The organism is Bacillus sp. S10(2024) (assembly GCF_050473865.1).
Lineage (GTDB): Bacteria > Bacillota > Bacilli > Bacillales > Bacillaceae_G > Bacillus_A.
The window spans coordinates 80243-98876 of sequence record NZ_JBFLUR010000002.1; the positions used below are offsets into that span (position 1 = coordinate 80243).

The window sequence follows — 18634 nt, forward strand, 5'->3', positions numbered from 1 at the left end:
TATTTAATTTCCATTTTAACTACTATCTAAAAGTTAGAAAATTTGAACCAAAATAAGAAAACACCCTAAACAATTCAGGGTGTTTTCTTATTTGGTTCAACTAACCATTCGGAGGAAAAAGTACCTCCGAATGGAAGTTTCACTTTATAATGCAATTTCTTCAGTTTTATTATCAACTTCGTTGTACACATGTGTGTCTAACTCTCCAAGCCATTTGCTAGAAATAAGTCCAGCTGTCATAGAACCGCTCACGTTTAAAGCTGTGCGTCCCATATCAATTAATGGTTCAACAGAAATTAATAACGCGACAATTTCAATTGGTAAGTTCATAGTGGAAAGTACGATGAGTGCTGCAAATGTTGCTCCGCCTCCGACACCAGCAACGCCAAATGAACTAATTGCAACAACAGCGATTAACGTTAAGATAAATTGCGGTTGCAATGGATCGATGCCAACAGTTGGCGCTACCATCATGGCAAGCATAGCAGGATAAATACCAGCACATCCATTTTGACCAATTGATACACCAAAGGAAGCAGCGAAGTTTGCAATTCCTTCCGAAACACCGAATTTTTCTTTTTGCGCTTCAATATTTAATGGCATTATACCTGCACTTGAACGTGATGTAAACGCAAATGTTAAAACAGGAAATGCCTTTTTCAAATATTGCACTGGGTTTAAACCAGAAAGGGCAATCAGTAATAAGTGAATAATAAACATAACAATAAGTGCCACATAAGATGCCAAAACAAAATTACCAAGTTTTAAAATCGCTTGCACATCACTTCCAGAAACTGTTTTTGCCATAAGAGCAAGTACACCGTATGGGGTAAGGCGTAAAATTAATGTGACCATACGCATGACCACTGCATATACAGCATCTAGTATATTTTTAAATTGTTCCGCTTGTTCTGGATATTTCTTTTTCACTCCTAAGAAGGCGATCCCAATAAATGCTGCAAAAATGACAACAGAAATGGTTGATGTTGGACGAGCACCTGTTAAATCTAGAAATGGATTTGCAGGAAGTAATTCCAATAATTTTTGCGGGATGGGTGTTTGCTCAATAGAAGTAAGTTTTTCTTGTACTAATTTCAGGCGAGTTGTTTCTGCACTCCCTTGCTGCAAGCCAGTTGCTTGTAAGTCAAAACCAGCACTTGTTGCAATTCCGACTGCAGCAGCAATTCCAGTTGTAAGAAGTAAAATGCCGATAATAAGACCGCTAATTTTGCCAAGATTACTAGTTAATTTTAATTTTGTAAACGCTGAAATAATGGAAACTAAAATAAGTGGCATAACAATCATTTGTAATAACTTAACGTAACCACTTCCGATTAAGTTAAACCAATTATTAGACTGGATAATGACTTCAGAAGTTGGTGTATAAAAAAATTGTAAAATAAGTCCAAATATAATTCCGAGTCCGAGTGCGGTAAATACACGTTTGTTAAAAGAAAGGTGTTTCCGTTGCATATAATACAATACACCGAGTAATAGGAGCATAATCATGACGTTTATGCTAACTAACAATGTACTCATACTGTTTTCCCCCTTCAAATCTGTTACAAATAAATATATTCCAATAAAACCTATAAGTCAACTATGGAATTAGGTTGATATAAAAAAAGATGGCGTGTATGCCATCTTAATGTCCAACTCCTGGTGTAAGAAGGAATGTCGTATAGTATGTAAATCCAATGAAGAAGACTGTTAAATATGCGCCAAATACATAAATGTACATGCGCTCTGTTAATTTTAAATAGCTTAAAAGTACAAAAAATCCTGTTTGTCCTAAAAATAATAGTGCTGCCCCATACATATCCCCTAAGTAAAACATCACGGAAAAAATACCAGTCCAAAAGCCGAGAACGCGAAACATGCGCTCCATCCCATTCCCCTCCCTTTGTATGAACTCAATACTCTCCTTAATTATAATGCACTTTTCTAACTATTGTAAACATTTACAAAATAATAAGAAGCCAGTATAATCTGGCTTCTTATTTTACACATGAAGATGATAATTACAAGACTTACAACCTGTTTCGAACATATTATCATTACGTGCTAATTCCATGTTCGGAAATAGCACTTCAAAGATCCCTTTCATCATATCGACGTGCATGTTACAAACTTCTTTTGGATGATGAATGGCAACTTCTTTAAATGGACAATTGTATACGTCATAGAAAATTTTTGATCCATCGGTGCTTAATTCAAATTCTGGAGATAAGCCCGCTGTTGTTAAAGCTTCTTTGGCAATTTGTACTTTTTGTTCAACCGTTAATTCATTTTCATTAATGTTTAAGCGATTTAGCTGTTGTTCCATTAATTCTTTACCAAACTTTTTACCCGTTGCATAAAGTGCTTTTTCACCAACTTCACCTAAGCTAAGTAATGTATTGCAAGCAATTTGTGCTAACAATTGATAATCGCGAAACGGAAATTGCAGTTGAATGACATCATCTGATAAGACATATAACCGGCTAGGTCTACCGCCTTTACCTGTTTTTTTTGTTTCTGATTTTAACATATTTACATCTTCTAGCTTTGAAAGATGTAAACGCGCAACATTCGGATGAATATCAAATTCGTCAGCAATTTCTTGTACGGTAACCTCCGTGTGTTTTTGAGAAATATATTTATAAATATAATAGCGTGTTGGATCAGAAAGTACGTTTGTAATTTTTAAAGCTTGTTCCATGAGGATCGCCACCTTTATCGGTTTATCTGAGATAACAATATTATAATATAGATAACGTTGTATAACATGTTTTTGGGCAATGATTCATTAATTGTTCATAATTTCACAAACTTTTTAGGTATGTAAAATTAGAAAATATCGCCATGAAAATAGAAACTTCGCTATTTTTCTTTTCATGATGGTCGTGATATATAAAGAGTAAGGAGGCGATAACAGTGAATGCTGTCGAACAATTTGCTGACACAATTATGAAAGAAGCATGTAGGTTGCGGGCATCAGATCTTCATATTGTGCCGCGTCATGAAGATGCAGTTGTACAATTGCGTATTGGAAAAGACTTAGTAACAAAGCATCATACTTCAAAAGAATTTTGTGACCGACTTGTATCACACTTTAAGTTTTTAGCAGCTATGGATATTGGTGAAAGGAGAAAGCCGCAAAATGGTTCATTGCAGATGAAAGTTGATGATGAGGAGGTATATTTACGTCTTTCTACTTTGCCAACTGTGCATCATGAAAGTCTCGTTATTCGGTTGCATTTACAAACTACGGTTCCGAACCTCTCTCATCTCTCATTATTCCCAAATTCCGCAAAAACACTTCTCTCTTTTTTACATCATTCGCATGGATTAATAATTTTTACAGGTCCGACCGGCTCTGGAAAAACGACAACGATGTATGCCCTTTTAGAAGTAGCAAAGAAGGAGCAGACTCGCCGCATTGTGACACTAGAAGATCCAGTTGAGAAGAAAAAGGATGGACTATTACAAATTCAAATTAATGAAAAAGCAGGTATTACGTATGCAACTGGATTAAAAGCGATTTTACGTCATGACCCAGATATTATATTAGTGGGAGAGATCCGAGATGAAGAAACAGCAAAGGTGGCGGTTCGAGCAAGTTTGACGGGACATTTAGTTATGACAACATTGCATACGAATGATGCGAAGAGTGCAGTGCTACGTTTAATGGATTATGGTATTACACTCTTAGAAATTGAACAATCGCTACTAGCGGTAGCGGCGCAGCGACTAGTGGAATTAAAATGTCCATTTTGTAAAGGGAAATGCTCACCGTTATGTAAAAAAATGCGTCACGTACGCCGAGCGAGCATTTATGAATTATTGTACGGTGATGAATTAAAAGAAGTCATTTATGAAGCAAATGGAAAACAAGCAACGTATCAATATACAACGCTTCAAGATGAATTAAGAAAAGGATATGCACTAGGGTTTATTGAAGAAGATGTTTATGTGTAAGAAAGAAAAGTGGCGCTTACATGAACAAGCATTGCTACTTCGAAGGCTTGGCGAACTTTTAGAGAAAGGATATTCTTTATTACATGCATTAGAGTTTTTGCATTTTCACTTAACCCCGCGTAAACAAGTGCAGCTTCAAGATGCTGCTGAAGAATTTAAAAAGGGAAGCAGTTTACATGATGTGTTTGATAAACTTGCATTTCATCCCGATATTTTAAGTTATTTATTTTATGCAGAGCGGCATGGTGATATTGCCTTTGCCTTGCAGCAAGGGAGCTCACTCCTCAGCAGAAAAGATAAACATCAAAAAAATATGATGAAAGTGCTGCGCTATCCATTCGTTCTTTCCTTGTTTTTATTAGGGATTCTCCTTGTATTTAATCTAGTTCTTCTGCCGCAGTTCTCTACTTTATACCGTTCCCTTCGTGGATCATCTACTTCATTTACAGACAGTATTTTAACCGTTATTCAAGCACTTCCGTATGTTATGGGGGGCGTTGTTGTTGTAATTTGTGCTGCAGTTCTTCTATATATGCTGTATGTAAAGAGGTTGCATCCAGTTACGAGAATGGATATTTGTATGAGAGCACCTCTTATACAAATGTTTTTTAAATTAACGAACTCACACTACTTTGCAATCCAATTAAGCGGCCTTTTACAAGGCGGGCTATCTATATTAGAAGCGCTAACCTTAATGAAGGAGCAAAAGCATCATTTGTTTTTTCAATGCGAAGCTCTCAAAATACAGGAGTTATTAACAATAGGGGAGCATCTTGATTCTATTATGATGAATCGTTCCTATTATGAACGGGAGCTTGCTTACATTATTAAACATGGACAAGCAAATGGTAATTTAGCAACTGAACTTGCCGATTATAGTGAAATGACAATAGAAAAAATCGAAGAGAAAATTAATCGTATTTTGTTTGTGATACAGCCCCTTTTATTTGCATGTATTGGAATGGTGGTTGTGCTTATGTATTTAGCGATGATTATGCCGATGTTTCAAATGATGGATTCTATTTAGGAGGCGTGTTCTGTGAAAAATGAAAAAGGATTTACGTTATTAGAAATGTTGCTTGTTATGGTTGTAATCTCTGTGTTACTACTGCTCATTATTCCAAATGTTAAATTACAATAAAGTTGGAAATAAACTAATAAAGTAGGTAAATAAAAGGTAAAGTGAGCAAATAAAAGCCAAAGTAAGTAAATTTTTTATATAAATTCATTCTAAATAATGAACTAGAAAATTTTCATGAAATTCGAGATAAGAAACTAACCTTAGTAAAGTATAAATAGAAATAAAAAAAGCTGTTGTCAGCGTTAAATTGAGCCGTACCCCGAATCATGGACACTAAAAAAGATGGCTCCGGTAGAATACCGAAACCATCTCTTAAGTGCTGTTTTTTTTATGGTCTCTTTATTAAACTGTCCATTTTATAGGGTACAGTTCAAAGAAGGGGCATTTGTTTTTACTTTAAATCTTTATACATGTAATATGTACCGTTCACTTGAATGAAATCGAGCGATAACCAAAACTGGAGTGAATCATTATCTTGGGCATCAAGAAGTATACGTTTGAAATATTGATCAGGTAAGATTGAAACGAATTCATTATAAACCTTTGTTCCGAGTCCAATTTTTGTTGGTTTAACTTCAATAAAATTTATGCGGATGACAGGATCTTCATTTTTTTTGTGATTCAATGAATAATCGTAAGTGTGTCCGATATTATAGAACCATACATCGAATTCTAGAGTGGCATTTTTGCTTTCAATTTTGAACTGCCATTTGTCATCATTACTCGTAGTTGGTTTTAAGTCCATACCTACTTGGAACATGCCTTCAAGTTTTTGCCTAAAGGCATCCATCGTTTTTGTAACGTCAACTTTTATTTCTTTCAATTACATCTGCCTCCCTTTTAATTATCATTAAATCAAATGTGCAGAAAAAAATAAATGAAAAAGGTTGCCATGAATGAAAGTAATATAAGTAAGGGGGGCGAAACTATGAATCGCATGATTCCATATGCAGATATATTACCGTGCATTTCTGAAGATTTGAATAATGAAGTGTGTGAAATACAAGCGATATTAAATGCTACAAATATAGAAGGGGAAACGTATGAGGCAGAATATATTGTCCGTATAAAAGCAGGAATACAAAGGGAGTTTTTGGTGTTAAAAACGATTGATAATTTTGGATTAGCTGGATACGGAAAAGAAATAAGAAAGTTTCCTGTTCAATTTACAGTGCAAGTTGCAGAATATTTGTATACGTGTTTACAAAAATATATTGAGATGCGAAAAAATCATTTGAAATTAGTTCTTTCTGCAAATTTACCGATAGAAGAACCACAATTCTCACATAACCTTCCTTGGGAAATGAGGTGATACCATGTATCAATTTTTATCGTTAGATGAGTTATTTTCATTTTTACCGAATGAAGGAAGTTGTGTAATAGAAGCGGGGTCCATCAAAGAATTAGCATCTGATAAGATTCCTGTTATCTGTTATTTTGTTAATGTAACAATAGCTAACGAATCAAGAATATTTACGATTCATGAAATGGGAGATATGGGAATAGGTGGGGAAATTGCGAATCAAAAGCGATTACCCCATATGCAATTTGCTATTCAAGCTGCCGAATTCTTGTACAAAAGTATTCACTTATATGCCCTTATGAATGAGAAAAATATTCAAATATCATTAAAATTCCGAATGGGAATGCCTGTGACGGGTATGGTATTTCATGAGCGTTGGGATATGTTTTTTGCTGAGGCAAATAAAGGTTACACTTTCGAAAAATAGTAAGACAACACATATTCATAAAGAGCGTTAGAGAATTCTTTTTCCATTAACAAATAACATCCTTGTATTTATATATTTTAAAGTTTGTTCGATGTATAATAAACTAAAATAATACAGCACAAGGAATGATTTGAATGTTTATTTATCAACTTTTAACAGAATATAAAAAGCGGTTTGGATTTAAAAACACTTTTCTCCAAAATATAAAGATGAACAAATGGATCATTCTATACCTTTTAGCCACTATCGCTCTTCCAATTTTCTGCTTTTATTTAGTTTATTTGAATTTTAACTTTGAGACATTGATTGTGTGTGTTGCTATATATATTCTGCTACTTTATATATGGGGAGAAGAATATAAAAAGAAAACATTCAAGTTAAATCCTTCAGAGTCACTTGGATATAATGTTCGCCCGTTTAGAAAAATGTTGCAGGAGGATTTTTCAATTACAACTGATGAACAGTTGTTAAGATTAGATGAAGTTATAAAGAGAAAGATAGCGGCTGAAGAATATAACCGAAAAATTCCTCTTGTGGAGGTTGTAAGACAATTATCTGTTGCAATTCCAGTTACAGGATTACTGTCTTATGCATTTTTTGAAATAAGGGAGGGGAAGGAGCAACATGCACAGGCATTGATAGCGGTTTATATAGTATGTATTGGTTTTGTTTGGATGTTAGGAGTGTTTTTTAAACAAGTTAGAGAATTTGGTTCTAGTTCGTATTTACATGATATTTCACTTCTTATTCAACTTGCTTTGTTAGAAGGATCCATACAGGAAAATCTTAAGAAGGAAAAGATAAGTGTAACTCATAAGAAAACAGTATTACGTTCTAGAAAACGTAAAAAACAGTAGTTTATGATAAAAAGGTGTCTTGAAAGGATAAACTTTAGGACACCTTCTTTTATTTGAAAGTAATGTATTATACAGAAACTTGAAATTGTTCAGGAAGAATTTTTTCTTTGATATCAGTAATTATCTTTTCGTCTTTAAAAAATAGGAGACCGTATCTAGAATTAGCATTTTCTAATTTTTTAATAATGTAATTTGAATAAGTACAGTTCGCGAATTCATTTTCTAGTGAAAATAGTGTTGTATATTGTTCTGGCTCCTTAATAAACCACAATTTTTCACTTATAGCAAATTGTTGTTGTCCATAAATAAGAATACACATTTTTTTACAACAATAATCAAATGTACCGTCATTTAATCTAACTAGACCAATGTCTGTATCATCATTAAAATTTTCGTTTTCTTTACTTTGTTCAAAAATGGTTGTGAAGGATTTGGGAGCTGATTTTAACGTATAATAAGCATTATTCAATTCATCTCCGTTAAAGTTTGTTACTAGGTATTTCACTAAAAAACCTGTAATGTTGTACTGAGAAATTTCAATGGTTTTGATTAGACATTGTAATAATATTAAGATAGCATTGTTTTTTAACTTATTTTGATTCTGAATTGCAATTATTCTAGCTGTTGAATTACTGCTTTCTGCTTTTTGTTGCTCATTGTCAATAATGTGTTCTTTAAAGTCATATACTACACTAGTTAGAACCTCAATATTTTTTTTAAGAATTAATTTTGACATTAAATTTTTATATATAATCAAGGTTTGTTCCTCTGGTAAGCGTCTTAGTCCATTCAAGAAATCCTTTAATTGTCTTTCATTAGAAGTGTCTAGAGAATCCAAAAATTCATTTAAACTTAAAATAAAATGTCGTCTAAGGCTTGCTTCATTACCAAGATAGAGTGAAAAATAAAGAGACGTTAGTTTTTTTCCCTTATTAAAGTGACTATTTTTATAAAGGTGGATAGTTAAAGATAGTGCGTTTCTTAGCATAGAAGTATAGATTTTTCGAAAATACTCCTTATCCCTTTCTAATAAATAACTTGCCACGTTTTGGACTTGTTGTTTTTGATTCCCTTGCTTTAGTTTAGTTATTATGAGAGACAAAGCTAAAACATTTTCTTCAAATTCTTTGTTCATGTTGTTGTCACCGATGAACTTTAGGTTTTGGAAAATACTTTCAATATTATGGTGTAATTGTTTATAACGATTTTCAAAAAGTCTTTCAAATCGTTTGTGTCTGTAAAAAATAACTAAATCATCAATATTTTTAGATGTTTCTCCTATGGAACTTTTCACCATCTTGTCCACGCTCATAGAAAAAAATAAATATTTTATGAGAGAGATAGTAAAAATAACTGTGTAAATAACAGAAATTACCCAAAGGGAAATTTTCAGAAAAAGTACCTTTGTAACATGTAAATTGTGATAGTGAAGGTTCTCTTTTTGTTGCATTAAGGCGTCAAAGTTCGCTACTAATGTATGACCTATCAACATTGCAAAAAAAACGACTCCTAAAACGATAAGAACCAGACCATTCTTTTTTGAAACATTTGACATAGAGGGCGAAACACTTTTCTGTTCTCTATGGGTGAATACATAAATAGCAGACAGAAATGATAAGATTAATCCCAATGAATTCGTTGTGGTCAAGATTATGTATCTGATTGTTTTGTCTCCAAATTCTTGAAAACCAATAATTGAAAGTATTTGTTCTATAGAAGATTTCAAAGAATCAGAAACTGCTTTTGTAATTGGCGGAGTGAAAAAATATATGGCTAAGCAAAATATATATAATAATATAAAGTACCAATATGTACTATCTGAAAAGAGTTTTCTTTTAAAGAGAGCACTTATATATATTCGAGCGGTCTTCGTGAAAGATAATATTCTTCCTATTTTATCTTTAAAATCATTTGGTATATGATTTTTAACTTTTTCTTTCAAATTAAACATATAAGCAGTTCTCCTTTGAATAAAAAAGAGACGAGAAAATTCGCCTCTTTAAAAGATGTTATACAGGTTCTTCAATTAAACGAGAAAAAAATTTTTTAATCTTTTCTTTCTTTATAATCTCATTCTTAGGAGTAGTTAGCCAAGGTTCTTCTTGATGTGTTAGTTCTTCTAGATACTTCCCATCATACTCGCCGTACGCTTCCCAAACAGCATCTAAAATTTCTAGTTGATTATCGCTAAAAATCCTTTTCCTTTTGTTATTCGTGTTACTAAAAGGTTCTGGTGAGATGGTTAAATAGCCATAATTTTTATAGTCATAATAAAGTTCTGATACTACAGGTCCGTGTTCCCAAGCTAAAAGGTTATCATCAAAGAGGGGTTTTCCATTGTTCATTGCCATATGCCAGCCTTGGGAATAATAAACCAATTTTTGAAGTTTAAGAGGTGTGATAGACCATGGAGTATTCGGCTTACTTAAGCTTAATAAATATTTGGCAACATCTTTTGCTTTTGGCATAAAATCCCTCCTCTCTTTAATTAATTTTATAATAAAAGTGGTGAAATGTCACTCATTCTTGATGTGTTTTGTATAAGAAGGGACGGATTTCTTCTTCAAAAACAGTGATTTTTGATATATATCAAGTGTAACATTATGGAATTTGAACGTTAGGTTTATAAAATCATATATTATTAATTTGTTTAATATCAAAACCTTTAATATACTTTGTGAATATTACGTTTCCGCCAATTTCTAAAAAAATAATATTTTGATCTAAAATATCTTTCCACAATCGTTTTTGTAAAACACTTAAATTTTGTTCAAAAATAATCAGTTGTATTTGTCCTCTTTTTAAATGAAATGTAACTAGAAAATCTTTTGACATTTTATTACGACCTCCTTTTATTATAAATACATCGCTATATTAATTTAGTTTGCATTGCTTGTAAAAAATATGAAACTTAAATTTTGTTACTAGAATTTCAATTTTCATTTAGTAAAATTTGAAATTTCATACTAGAAAAACAAAAAGTTATTATTTAGTAGCAGGTTCACTTTAGAAGTACAAAAGATTGAAATGAAGCACAAATTTTATAGCACGGTTTTCAGGAGGGAAATTGAAGTTTCAGATTCTTTTTCTTGTAGATCAAATGAATTTAATTAGTCCTTCTGGTATTATAAGGATATTCAGAAGTAATTTAGAGGTATATTTGAATGGAAAAATGAAGTTTCCAAGTGGAATAACAGCAATAAAGTATATATAAAAGGGTGATAAATTTGGACAGTTTGTTATATTTTCCATACATATCTATTCGTGCAACACCTTGGTTTTATAAATCATTACTGTATTGGGACACCATAGATACGATTACACCGGAGCATTATTTACGGAATCCAGATTTATTTGATGGGGCTCATATGACTGAGCTTCTAGAGGCGGAACTAGTGAGACCGATTATGCCAATGAATCATATTTATAATATTCCGGATTTCCAAGAGGATTTCTTATCATATGTGGATACTAGGTACGGAACGGAAAGAAATGAGTATAGATGGGATAAAACTCTAGGAGAAAATGAAAAATTAAAAGGTCTTACACAAATACATTTAGAAAAAATGGATAGAATAGGTTTTGAATTAGTAGATAGAGGGTTGGCAGTTCGAGAAGACGCTTGGTTTTGTATGCATCCAGAGGTAGCTAATGCCTTTATGTTCTATTTAGCAACATTAATTGCTCAAAAAATAGGGAGTCGACCTATAACAGATAACATGGCGTATATGGGAGGGGAAATATCAATAGCGGATACTCAAATGCAAAAAAACTTAATCAATAGAGAAATATTTAGGAGAACAATTATAAATAAGGCGTTCCCTACACCAGAAAAAATCGCTAATGTAAGTGAACTTTATACTTTCAAACAAAGAAACGAAAAACAACTAAAAGATTTTCGTAAGTATATAGAACGAGAATTATTATATATAGACGCAGCGCCAGATCATTTGAAGGATGAAATGTTGGGAAATTTGATAAAAGATATTGAAGATGAAAAGAGATCTCTTTCAGAAAAGATGAAAGAAAAATGGCATGTGTTTGATAGCGCCACATTTAGCCAAATGACCGTAGGTGCTCTTGCTATGGCGAATGCTGTAAAGACTGGAACGGATTTAGCTATTACAGGTGCTGGAATATCTATTATTAGTACCATAATTAACTCGATAAAAAAAGTACAAAAAAATCAACAAGATATTATAAGTACACCTTTGGCGTATGCTTTTTTAACAGAGCAAAGATGGGGAAACTAAAATAGAATAATTGAAATGCATTCCCAACCTAATCAATAAATAATTCTAAACTGAAAAGATTGAGATTAGAAATTGCTTTTTTTATAAATACGTATGATAAGAGATCTATTTTTTGTAAGAAGGTGATTGATATTGGCAAAGAAGGTGATTTCGCCAGCAGCTATCAATGCTTTAAAAGAAGCTTTAACATCTGTATATTGGTTTAAAAAAGATTTAAAAAGTTATTTGTTTCATAGTCTTAGTGAGCCAGAAATTTTAAATAAATTAAACTGGAATGACTATAAACGGAATATAGTGTCGAGGTTGATTGATTATTTAGCGAGCAATCAGGAAGAATATATGGATGTTTTACTTTTTTTTATGTCTGATATAGTGAGGATGAAAGACTTTAGTCATCTAGCTAGATTAGAAGATGGTAAAGAAAAAGCCGAAGTAGCAATTGAATCTGTCAAAGCGTTAGAAAAGTTATATAAATCTCATGAGTCACTGGTGACAGAACAAAAAAGAATTGAAGAAAGACGAAAAAAAGCTCAAGATCAAAGATTAAAAAAACAGGCTATAAATGAGAAATTAAGCGAATTAAATAATCAATATCTTCAACTTATCACATCGGTTGATTTTCATGCTAGGGGATATGAATTAGAAAAAATTATAAAAGAATTGTTTATTTTATATGATCTTGATCCTAAATCTTCGTTTAGAACTCAAGGTGAACAAATTGATGGGGCATTTACTTTCGATAACACTGATTACCTTTTTGAAGCAAAGTGGCAAAAGGGATTAACAGGGATTCAAGATTTAGATGCTTTTAGTAGTAAAATTACAAGAAAGTTAGATAATACACTAGGGCTTTTTTTATCAATAAATGGGTTTTCAGAAAATGCTGTGATTACTCATTCGGCTGGTAGGAAGACCATGATCCTTATGGATGGCAGTGATTTAATGGCTGTATTGGAAAATAGAATTGATTTGGTCCAACTGCTATCATTAAAAAGAAGACATGCTTCTCAAACAGGGAATATTTATTTGAAAATTCACGAAGTAATGATGTTATAAGATTTCTTTTATAAATATTATTGTTTTTTAGGAAAAGAAAAAGCTCCGAAATGGAGCTTTTTCTATACATTATTATTCTTTTATCATTCACCTTCGAACTGACTGTTATTGAATTGTTGGTGAAAATAAACGAAAACACATATTGATGTAATAGTTATATATAAAACGAGCTGTTTGTAATACAACTTATTTTAGTACATTAAATGATTATACCATTATTGTGAAGATTAGTTATTTGATTATTATCCAAGTGTATTTTACTGTTTCTAATATCTGAAACGATTTGGTTGTAAATATACTCCAATGCCTCCATACAATTCTTCCAATCTACGATAAACGATTCAACATCATCTGTAAGGTTATAAGCTATACCTTGAAGGTTGTAGGGATATCTTAATGCCATGGAATTATTATCCCAATCAGTTCTGTTTTCAATAAATTTTTTTATATGTCGAAGTTGTTCTTGTACGGCAGATTCATATAAAACATTCATACTTAGCATTTGTATTATTAAGCCAGATGACTCATTCCATAATGTTTTCAAATCATGTCCTTGAACTTTTTGAGCGTTTCCACCATTAACAACTTTTGCTATTTTAGCAATCATTTTAGTACGTAATTCAATATAATGCCTTGCAATATACATAGTTGGAATAATTAAATCTTTATTGATTTGATTATTCTGAATAAGGTTTCTTGTCATTTCTAGATATTGAGAAGTATACTCCTCCCAAGTGTTAGGAAAGTTCATTTCATTTACTCCTTTTTAATTTATTTACATTTATTTTGAAGGAAATAAATGTTTTTTTCAAAATAAATTTTAAAAAATATTGGAGGGATCGTCATGAAGGAAATCAAGATAACGATTGGACAAAGGGTATACTTTGTTGAAAGAGGAGATACTATATTTGAAAGAAAAGTGATTCAAGGAGAAAACATATATTCAAATTGGGCGTTTCAAGATAAATTCGGTATAAAAGAGGCAGATGAAAGTTGGGATTGGAAAAGCAATCTTTTCATAACTAGAGAAGATGCGATAAAACAAATCGAGATGAATATGCAAAAATGGAAAAAAGAATGTTTCAATTCAAAAGAAGAACTTTTGCAATTGTTATATGATTTGACAGTATATACTTCTTTGAATGAAGTAAGAAGAAATAAAATTAAGGAAGAGATTAAATTTAATTTTGATATCGATGTCCATTAAGGAAGCCTAATATAAAAATTTTGCATATGAAGAAGATATTGAGTATGTATTTTTTACGTTTTGTTAGTGAAACATTACACAATATAAAACCGAGAAACATTGTTTTTACAACGTTTCTCGGTTTTTCAATTGCATTAAATTTAGATATTCCCCTCTTCTTTATCTATAGTAGAGTTTGAAATACTATATTTAAGATTTAAAATGATTCTAGATTTTTGTCATGTTTGATGGCTATAATTATTATCTTTAAGGGACTTAATAGGAGATTGGAAAATTATATTACAAAATCTTTTTTGATTTTCTCGATATCTATATTAGTTTGTTTTGCCAAGTATTCGTATACCTTTTCAGAAATTCCATTGTTTAAAAGAAGTTTAAATTTATCAACATACCCTTCAAAGCCCTCGAAATAATCACTGTGGTAGTCGGACTTATTGCATACCTTTAAATATTCTTGATAATCCTTTATCTGTATTGTGTCGTGGATTTGTATGAGGATACTACTCCAAGTATTTATTCTTTTCGAATGAAGAGGTTTTTTTACAATTATCTCCTTGCGCTCTTCATTTTTAATCTGTTCGATGAATTTTTCGACCTCTAATTTGTATTGGAAAAGTTCGGCTCTTTTTTTTACATCTAAGGATTTTAAGATATTTGATTTATACTCATTAAATCGAGCTTTCCGATAATGAACTTTGCTCGAAGTATTTTGATTTTCTTTTCTTTTTTTATTCACACTATGGACCATTTTCGCCCCAGAACCGATAACACCTGCTACTTTAGCAATATCTTTTCCATTCTCTTTTATAAATGTCCAAACTTTTGGTCCGTGTGTTTTTACATTATTGACTATTGGTTTTATTGGTATTTTTGCCATAATTTTTTCCGTCCTTTATAAGATTAATATTCAAGAGGTTATATAGTGAATAATTTAAAAGTCTTATATATTACCTAATTTTAACATAATAAACCTTTTAATATAAGAAGTAAGTGGAAAAGTTAAAAATGAATATTTTAATTATAAAGAAAATAAGTAGTGTTTTTGCATCAATAAGTAATCTGGAAAATGTTTTTTATTAGTTTTCTATCATGAATCACATCTTAATTGTTTCCTTTAACATACTGAGGTATTTACCACCATTTTCCTAGAATATGAGGTATAATTAATACATACAACCTTTAAGAAGATGGTGATAAATATGACTAGCAACTTTTCATTTTTTTGTGGGAAATGGGATGTACTTGCTAACTTAGGGGAGACAGCAGAGAGAAACGTATATCATGATCCGCATACAACATTAATGAAGCTTCGTTTGTTTGGAGAAACACTAACGAAGTTTATTTTAGCATCTGAAAATATTCGTGAAGCCCATGGTACGACGCAAGTAGATCGTATTAATACTTTACGTAGAGAAGGGTTATTAGAACCTGAATTAATAGATATGTTTGAAACGCTTCGTCGTAGAGGAAACCATGCTGTTCACGAAGCAGGTTATGGTAAAACAGAAGAAGCAAAACTAATGGTTCGTTTAGCATTCCGTCTGTCAATTTGGTTTATGGAAGTGTATGGTGATTGGGACTTTAAAGAGCCAGAGTATATAGAACTTGAACAGAAAGAAGTAATTGATTCTACGAATTTGCAGAAAGAATATGAAGAGAAAGTAAAGAAACTGGAAGAAGAATTAGAAAGAGTTCGTAAGAAAGCTGAAGATGAAGCAACCGATGTAAAAGTTGAACGTAAAAAGATATCAAAAAACTTTATGCGTCGTCATCAATTAACAGAAGCAGAAACGCGTACGATTATTGATGAAAAGCTGCGCTCTGCAGGGTGGGAAGCGGATACGACAACACTTAACCATCATAAAAAGGGCACGCTTCCAGAAAAAAATCGTAACATGGCAATCGCTGAATGGAAGGTTGATGGCGGAAGAGTTGATTATGCACTATTTATTGGACTGAAGCTTGTTGGCTTTATTGAAGCAAAAGCAGAGAAAAAAACCATTCCTGGAGCGTTAGAAAGTCAAACGAAAACGTATGCAAAACAGGTGATTCAACATGAAGATGAAGTGATTATCCCAACAACTGGTGCATACAAGGTACCATTTTTATACGCAACAAATGGACGACCATATTTAAGGCAGTTGAAAGAAGAGTCAGGAATATGGTTTTGGGATTCACGCAAGCCTTTAGAGCATGCCCGCCCATTAGAATCTTGGCATTCTCCTGATGATTTACAACTACTTCTTAGTCAAGATGACAAAGAGGCAAACAAACGGTTAGAAGAAGAGGAAATTACAAAGTTTAGTTTGCGTCACTACCAGCAAAAAGCAGTTTTGGCGGCTGAAGCTGGATTAAAGGAAGGAAAGAGGCGAATGTTAATTGCAATGGCAACCGGCACCGGAAAGACTCGTACAGCTATTGCACTTATGTATCGTCTAATTAAATCGAAGAAGTGTCGTCGTATTCTGTTTTTAGTAGACCGTAGTTCCCTTGGAAGACAGACCGAAGATGCTTTAAAAGATACGAAAATAGAAGGATATTCATTTGCTGATATATATGATGTAAAGTCATTAGAAGATATGACGCCAGAAGTTGAAACGAAGGTACATATTGCAACTGTGCAAGGAATGGTTAGAAGGTTGTTTTACAATGAGAACGAACGACTTCCATCTGTAGGGCAATATGATTTTATTATTGTAGATGAAGCACATCGCGGATACACAAGTGACCGTGAAATGTCAGAGGAAGAGTTGTTGTTCCGTGACCAAAACGATTATATTAGCCAATATCGCCGTGTTATCGATTATTTTGATGCAGCTTGTTTAGGACTTACAGCAACACCAGCACTTCATACAACTGAAATCTTTGGAATGCCGATTTTTAAGTATTCTTACAGTGAAGCCGTTTTAGATGGATATTTAGTGGACCACGAACCACCATATTTATTTCAGACAGAGCTTGCCAAAGTAGGAATTACATTTGAAAAAGATGAAGAAGTGGAAGTATACGATGTTGATAGTAGAGAAGTTCAACTAGAGAAAATGGAAGATACCGTTCATTTTGAGGTTGAACAGTTTAATAAACGAGTAATCACAGAACCATTCAATCGAGCGGTGTTAACAAAACTTGCCGAATACATTGACCCAACTGGAAAAGAAAAAACACTTATTTTTGCGGCAACAAACCAACATGCAGATCTAGTGGTTCGCTTATTAAAAGAGGCATTCCAAGAGTTTGGGGATGAAGTAGAAGATGATGCGATTGTTAAGATTACAGGTTCTATATATAAACCTTTGGATGCAATCAAACGTTTTAAAAATGAACGATTACCAAATGTAGCTGTAACAGTAGACCTATTGACTACGGGTATTGATGTTCCGTCTATTACAAATTTAGTATTTTTAAGACGTGTGCAGTCTCGTATTTTATATGATCAAATGCTTGGACGTGCAACTCGACTTTGTCCTGAAATTGCAAAAACACATTTTAATATTTATGATGCGGTTGGTATTTATGATAAACTGCAAAGTTATACAGAAATGAAACCTGTTGTGAAAAAACAAAATTATAGTATCGGAGAACTATACGAATCGTTTACAAACGCTGAAACGGAAGAAGAAACAAATTTTTATCGTGATCAGTTAGTTGCCAAAATTCAGCGTCGTAAGCAGCGTCTAGATGAAGAGGGAAAACAAAAATTTGAAGAACTTTCAAAGGGAAAAAGTGTTGATGAATGGGCAAAAGATATGCAATCTTGTACATCGCAAGATGCAAAACAACATGCAATGTTGTTTAAATATATAGAAACATATCGAACAGAGGGGGAAAAGCGGTATATCTCTAATAAAGAAGATGCGGTGACAGAAGTCATTCGTGGATACGGAGAAGGTAATAGTCGTCCTGAAGATTATTTAGATGGATTTGTACAGTTTATCCAAGAGAACATGAATGAAATTCCAGCACTACATCTTGTGTGTACAAGACCAAGAGATTTAACCAGACAAGGTTTACGAGAGTTAATAACAATTTTAGAAACAAAAGGATTTAAGCAATCTCACTTACGAACAGCGTGGAAGCAAGCAAAAAATGAGGAGATTGCAGCGGATATTATTAGCTTCATTCGCCAAGCAGCCTTAGGTGAAGCTCTTGTTGATCATGAATCTCGAATTAAACAAGCGATGCAAAAAGTACACTCACTTCATAATTGGACACCAAGACAGAAAAAATGGTTGGAGCGTATTGAAAAACAACTGCTTCAAGTACCCGTTCTCGCACCAACACCAGAAGATGCATTTTCTGAGGAACCCTTTAGAAGTCATGGAGGATACAGTCTGTTAAAGCGTGAGTTTGGTGATATGATTGATAATATAGTTTATACAATTAATGAGAATTTGTATGTTAGTTAATGAAAGTGCCTCTTCACAGGGGTACTTTTTAGGTTACAATAGGTAAGGTTATGATAAATGAACTTAGAGAAGAAATTTTAGTAT

General features: G+C 32.6%; 18 protein-coding genes and 1 pseudogene. 10 read left to right on the forward strand and 9 right to left on the reverse strand.

What is annotated here, in order from left to right:
- Positions 1 to 144: 144 nt before the first annotated feature.
- From AB1280_RS00465 to AB1280_RS00475, 3 genes are all read right to left on the reverse strand, one after another.
- Complete coding sequence (locus tag AB1280_RS00465; protein ID WP_429754543.1) at positions 145 to 1539, reverse strand: L-cystine transporter; 1395 nt, start codon at positions 1537 to 1539, stop codon at positions 145 to 147.
- A 106-nt stretch (positions 1540 to 1645) separates the two neighbouring features.
- Positions 1646 to 1888 (reverse strand): DUF2626 domain-containing protein, encoded by a 243-nt coding sequence (locus AB1280_RS00470; protein WP_035429676.1) that lies wholly within the window; start codon positions 1886 to 1888, stop codon positions 1646 to 1648.
- Between the two features lie 114 nt (positions 1889 to 2002).
- A complete protein-coding gene (locus tag AB1280_RS00475) occupies positions 2003 to 2701 on the reverse strand; it encodes a helix-turn-helix transcriptional regulator (RefSeq protein WP_272186849.1) in 699 nt (232 codons plus the stop codon).
- Positions 2702 to 2916: 215 nt separating this feature from the next.
- On the opposite strand from AB1280_RS00475, the gene comGA reads away from it, so the two are divergent.
- The 3 genes and pseudogenes from comGA to AB1280_RS00490 form a co-directional block, all read left to right on the forward strand.
- A complete protein-coding gene (comGA, locus tag AB1280_RS00480) occupies positions 2917 to 3960 on the forward strand; it encodes a competence type IV pilus ATPase ComGA (RefSeq protein ID WP_429754544.1) in 1044 nt (347 codons plus the stop codon).
- Positions 3947 to 4987 carry a competence type IV pilus assembly protein ComGB gene (comGB, locus tag AB1280_RS00485; RefSeq protein WP_429757248.1) on the forward strand — a complete coding sequence of 347 codons (1041 nt, stop codon included), beginning with the start codon at positions 3947 to 3949 and terminating at the stop codon, positions 4985 to 4987. The genes comGA and comGB overlap by 14 nt, the downstream gene beginning before the upstream one ends.
- Before the next feature lie 12 nt (positions 4988 to 4999).
- Positions 5000 to 5098, forward strand: a pseudogene (locus AB1280_RS00490) (prepilin-type N-terminal cleavage/methylation domain-containing protein); the annotation flags it as partial.
- Positions 5099 to 5432: 334 nt separating this feature from the next.
- On the opposite strand, the gene AB1280_RS00495 reads toward AB1280_RS00490, so the two are convergent.
- On the reverse strand, positions 5433 to 5864 hold the full coding sequence (locus tag AB1280_RS00495; protein WP_429754545.1) for a hypothetical protein: 432 nt from the start codon (positions 5862 to 5864) through the stop codon (positions 5433 to 5435).
- 105 nt (positions 5865 to 5969) lie between these two features.
- Here AB1280_RS00495 and AB1280_RS00500 point away from each other — a divergent pair, with 105 nt between their 5' ends.
- The 3 genes from AB1280_RS00500 (at position 5970) to AB1280_RS00510 (ending at position 7628) form a co-directional block, all read left to right on the forward strand.
- Complete coding sequence (locus AB1280_RS00500) at positions 5970 to 6353, forward strand: hypothetical protein (protein WP_429754546.1); 384 nt, start codon at positions 5970 to 5972, stop codon at positions 6351 to 6353.
- Between the two features lie 4 nt (positions 6354 to 6357).
- Positions 6358 to 6771, forward strand: a complete 414-nt coding sequence (locus AB1280_RS00505) for a hypothetical protein (RefSeq protein WP_429754547.1) — start codon at positions 6358 to 6360, stop codon at positions 6769 to 6771.
- Positions 6772 to 6905: 134 nt separating this feature from the next.
- Positions 6906 to 7628, forward strand: a complete 723-nt coding sequence (locus AB1280_RS00510) for a hypothetical protein (RefSeq protein ID WP_429754548.1) — start codon at positions 6906 to 6908, stop codon at positions 7626 to 7628.
- Between the two features lie 67 nt (positions 7629 to 7695).
- Here AB1280_RS00510 and AB1280_RS00515 read toward each other — a convergent pair whose 3' ends face one another.
- The 3 genes from AB1280_RS00515 to AB1280_RS00525 form a co-directional block, all read right to left on the reverse strand.
- Positions 7696 to 9579: a hypothetical protein gene (locus tag AB1280_RS00515; RefSeq protein ID WP_429754549.1), complete on the reverse strand. Its 1884-nt coding sequence runs from the start codon at positions 9577 to 9579 to the stop codon at positions 7696 to 7698.
- Between the two features lie 58 nt (positions 9580 to 9637).
- Positions 9638 to 10096 carry a Panacea domain-containing protein gene (locus tag AB1280_RS00520; protein WP_429754550.1) on the reverse strand — a complete coding sequence of 153 codons (459 nt, stop codon included), beginning with the start codon at positions 10094 to 10096 and terminating at the stop codon, positions 9638 to 9640.
- 163 nt (positions 10097 to 10259) lie between these two features.
- Positions 10260 to 10463, reverse strand: coding sequence for a hypothetical protein (locus AB1280_RS00525; protein WP_429754551.1), 204 nt, complete (start codon positions 10461 to 10463; stop codon positions 10260 to 10262).
- Between the two features lie 392 nt (positions 10464 to 10855).
- On the opposite strand from AB1280_RS00525, the gene AB1280_RS00530 reads away from it, so the two are divergent.
- Together AB1280_RS00530 and AB1280_RS00535 are read left to right on the forward strand one after the other, a co-directional pair.
- Complete coding sequence (locus tag AB1280_RS00530; protein ID WP_429754552.1) at positions 10856 to 11881, forward strand: hypothetical protein; 1026 nt, start codon at positions 10856 to 10858, stop codon at positions 11879 to 11881.
- Positions 11882 to 12013: 132 nt separating this feature from the next.
- Positions 12014 to 12937 carry a hypothetical protein gene (locus AB1280_RS00535; RefSeq protein WP_429754553.1) on the forward strand — a complete coding sequence of 308 codons (924 nt, stop codon included), beginning with the start codon at positions 12014 to 12016 and terminating at the stop codon, positions 12935 to 12937.
- Positions 12938 to 13136: 199 nt separating this feature from the next.
- Here AB1280_RS00535 and AB1280_RS00540 read toward each other — a convergent pair whose 3' ends face one another.
- Positions 13137 to 13688 (reverse strand): hypothetical protein, encoded by a 552-nt coding sequence (locus AB1280_RS00540; RefSeq protein WP_429754554.1) that lies wholly within the window; start codon positions 13686 to 13688, stop codon positions 13137 to 13139.
- A gap of 93 nt (positions 13689 to 13781) precedes the next feature.
- On the opposite strand from AB1280_RS00540, the gene AB1280_RS00545 reads away from it, so the two are divergent.
- Positions 13782 to 14144: a hypothetical protein gene (locus AB1280_RS00545; RefSeq protein WP_429754555.1), complete on the forward strand. Its 363-nt coding sequence runs from the start codon at positions 13782 to 13784 to the stop codon at positions 14142 to 14144.
- 274 nt (positions 14145 to 14418) lie between these two features.
- On the opposite strand, the gene AB1280_RS00550 is transcribed toward AB1280_RS00545, so the two are convergent.
- Complete coding sequence (locus AB1280_RS00550; RefSeq protein ID WP_429754556.1) at positions 14419 to 15021, reverse strand: hypothetical protein; 603 nt, start codon at positions 15019 to 15021, stop codon at positions 14419 to 14421.
- A 322-nt stretch (positions 15022 to 15343) separates the two neighbouring features.
- Here AB1280_RS00550 and hsdR point away from each other — a divergent pair, with 322 nt between their 5' ends.
- Positions 15344 to 18550: a type I restriction-modification system endonuclease gene (gene hsdR, locus AB1280_RS00555; RefSeq protein WP_429754557.1), complete on the forward strand. Its 3207-nt coding sequence runs from the start codon at positions 15344 to 15346 to the stop codon at positions 18548 to 18550.
- Positions 18551 to 18634 lie beyond the last annotated feature (84 nt).

Excerpts from the sequence above, each read along its gene's own strand:
- AB1280_RS00550 (WP_429754556.1), bottom strand. The coding sequence starts at position 15,021 with ATGGCAAAAATACCAATAAAACCAATAGTCAATAATGTAAAAACACAC.
- AB1280_RS00510 (WP_429754548.1), top strand. The coding sequence starts at position 6,906 with ATGTTTATTTATCAACTTTTAACAGAATATAAAAAGCGGTTTGGATTT.
- AB1280_RS00500 (WP_429754546.1), top strand. The coding sequence starts at position 5,970 with ATGAATCGCATGATTCCATATGCAGATATATTACCGTGCATTTCTGAA.
- AB1280_RS00520 (WP_429754550.1), bottom strand. The coding sequence starts at position 10,096 with ATGCCAAAAGCAAAAGATGTTGCCAAATATTTATTAAGCTTAAGTAAG.
- hsdR (WP_429754557.1), top strand. The coding sequence starts at position 15,344 with ATGACTAGCAACTTTTCATTTTTTTGTGGGAAATGGGATGTACTTGCT.
- AB1280_RS00465 (WP_429754543.1), bottom strand. The coding sequence starts at position 1,539 with ATGAGTACATTGTTAGTTAGCATAAACGTCATGATTATGCTCCTATTA.
- AB1280_RS00545 (WP_429754555.1), top strand. The coding sequence starts at position 13,782 with ATGAAGGAAATCAAGATAACGATTGGACAAAGGGTATACTTTGTTGAA.
- AB1280_RS00505 (WP_429754547.1), top strand. The coding sequence starts at position 6,358 with ATGTATCAATTTTTATCGTTAGATGAGTTATTTTCATTTTTACCGAAT.
- AB1280_RS00525 (WP_429754551.1), bottom strand. The coding sequence starts at position 10,463 with ATGTCAAAAGATTTTCTAGTTACATTTCATTTAAAAAGAGGACAAATA.
- AB1280_RS00470 (WP_035429676.1), bottom strand. The coding sequence starts at position 1,888 with ATGGAGCGCATGTTTCGCGTTCTCGGCTTTTGGACTGGTATTTTTTCC.
- AB1280_RS00515 (WP_429754549.1), bottom strand. The coding sequence starts at position 9,579 with ATGTTTAATTTGAAAGAAAAAGTTAAAAATCATATACCAAATGATTTT.
- AB1280_RS00475 (WP_272186849.1), bottom strand. The coding sequence starts at position 2,701 with ATGGAACAAGCTTTAAAAATTACAAACGTACTTTCTGATCCAACACGC.
- comGB (WP_429757248.1), top strand. The coding sequence starts at position 3,947 with ATGTTTATGTGTAAGAAAGAAAAGTGGCGCTTACATGAACAAGCATTG.
- AB1280_RS00540 (WP_429754554.1), bottom strand. The coding sequence starts at position 13,688 with ATGAACTTTCCTAACACTTGGGAGGAGTATACTTCTCAATATCTAGAA.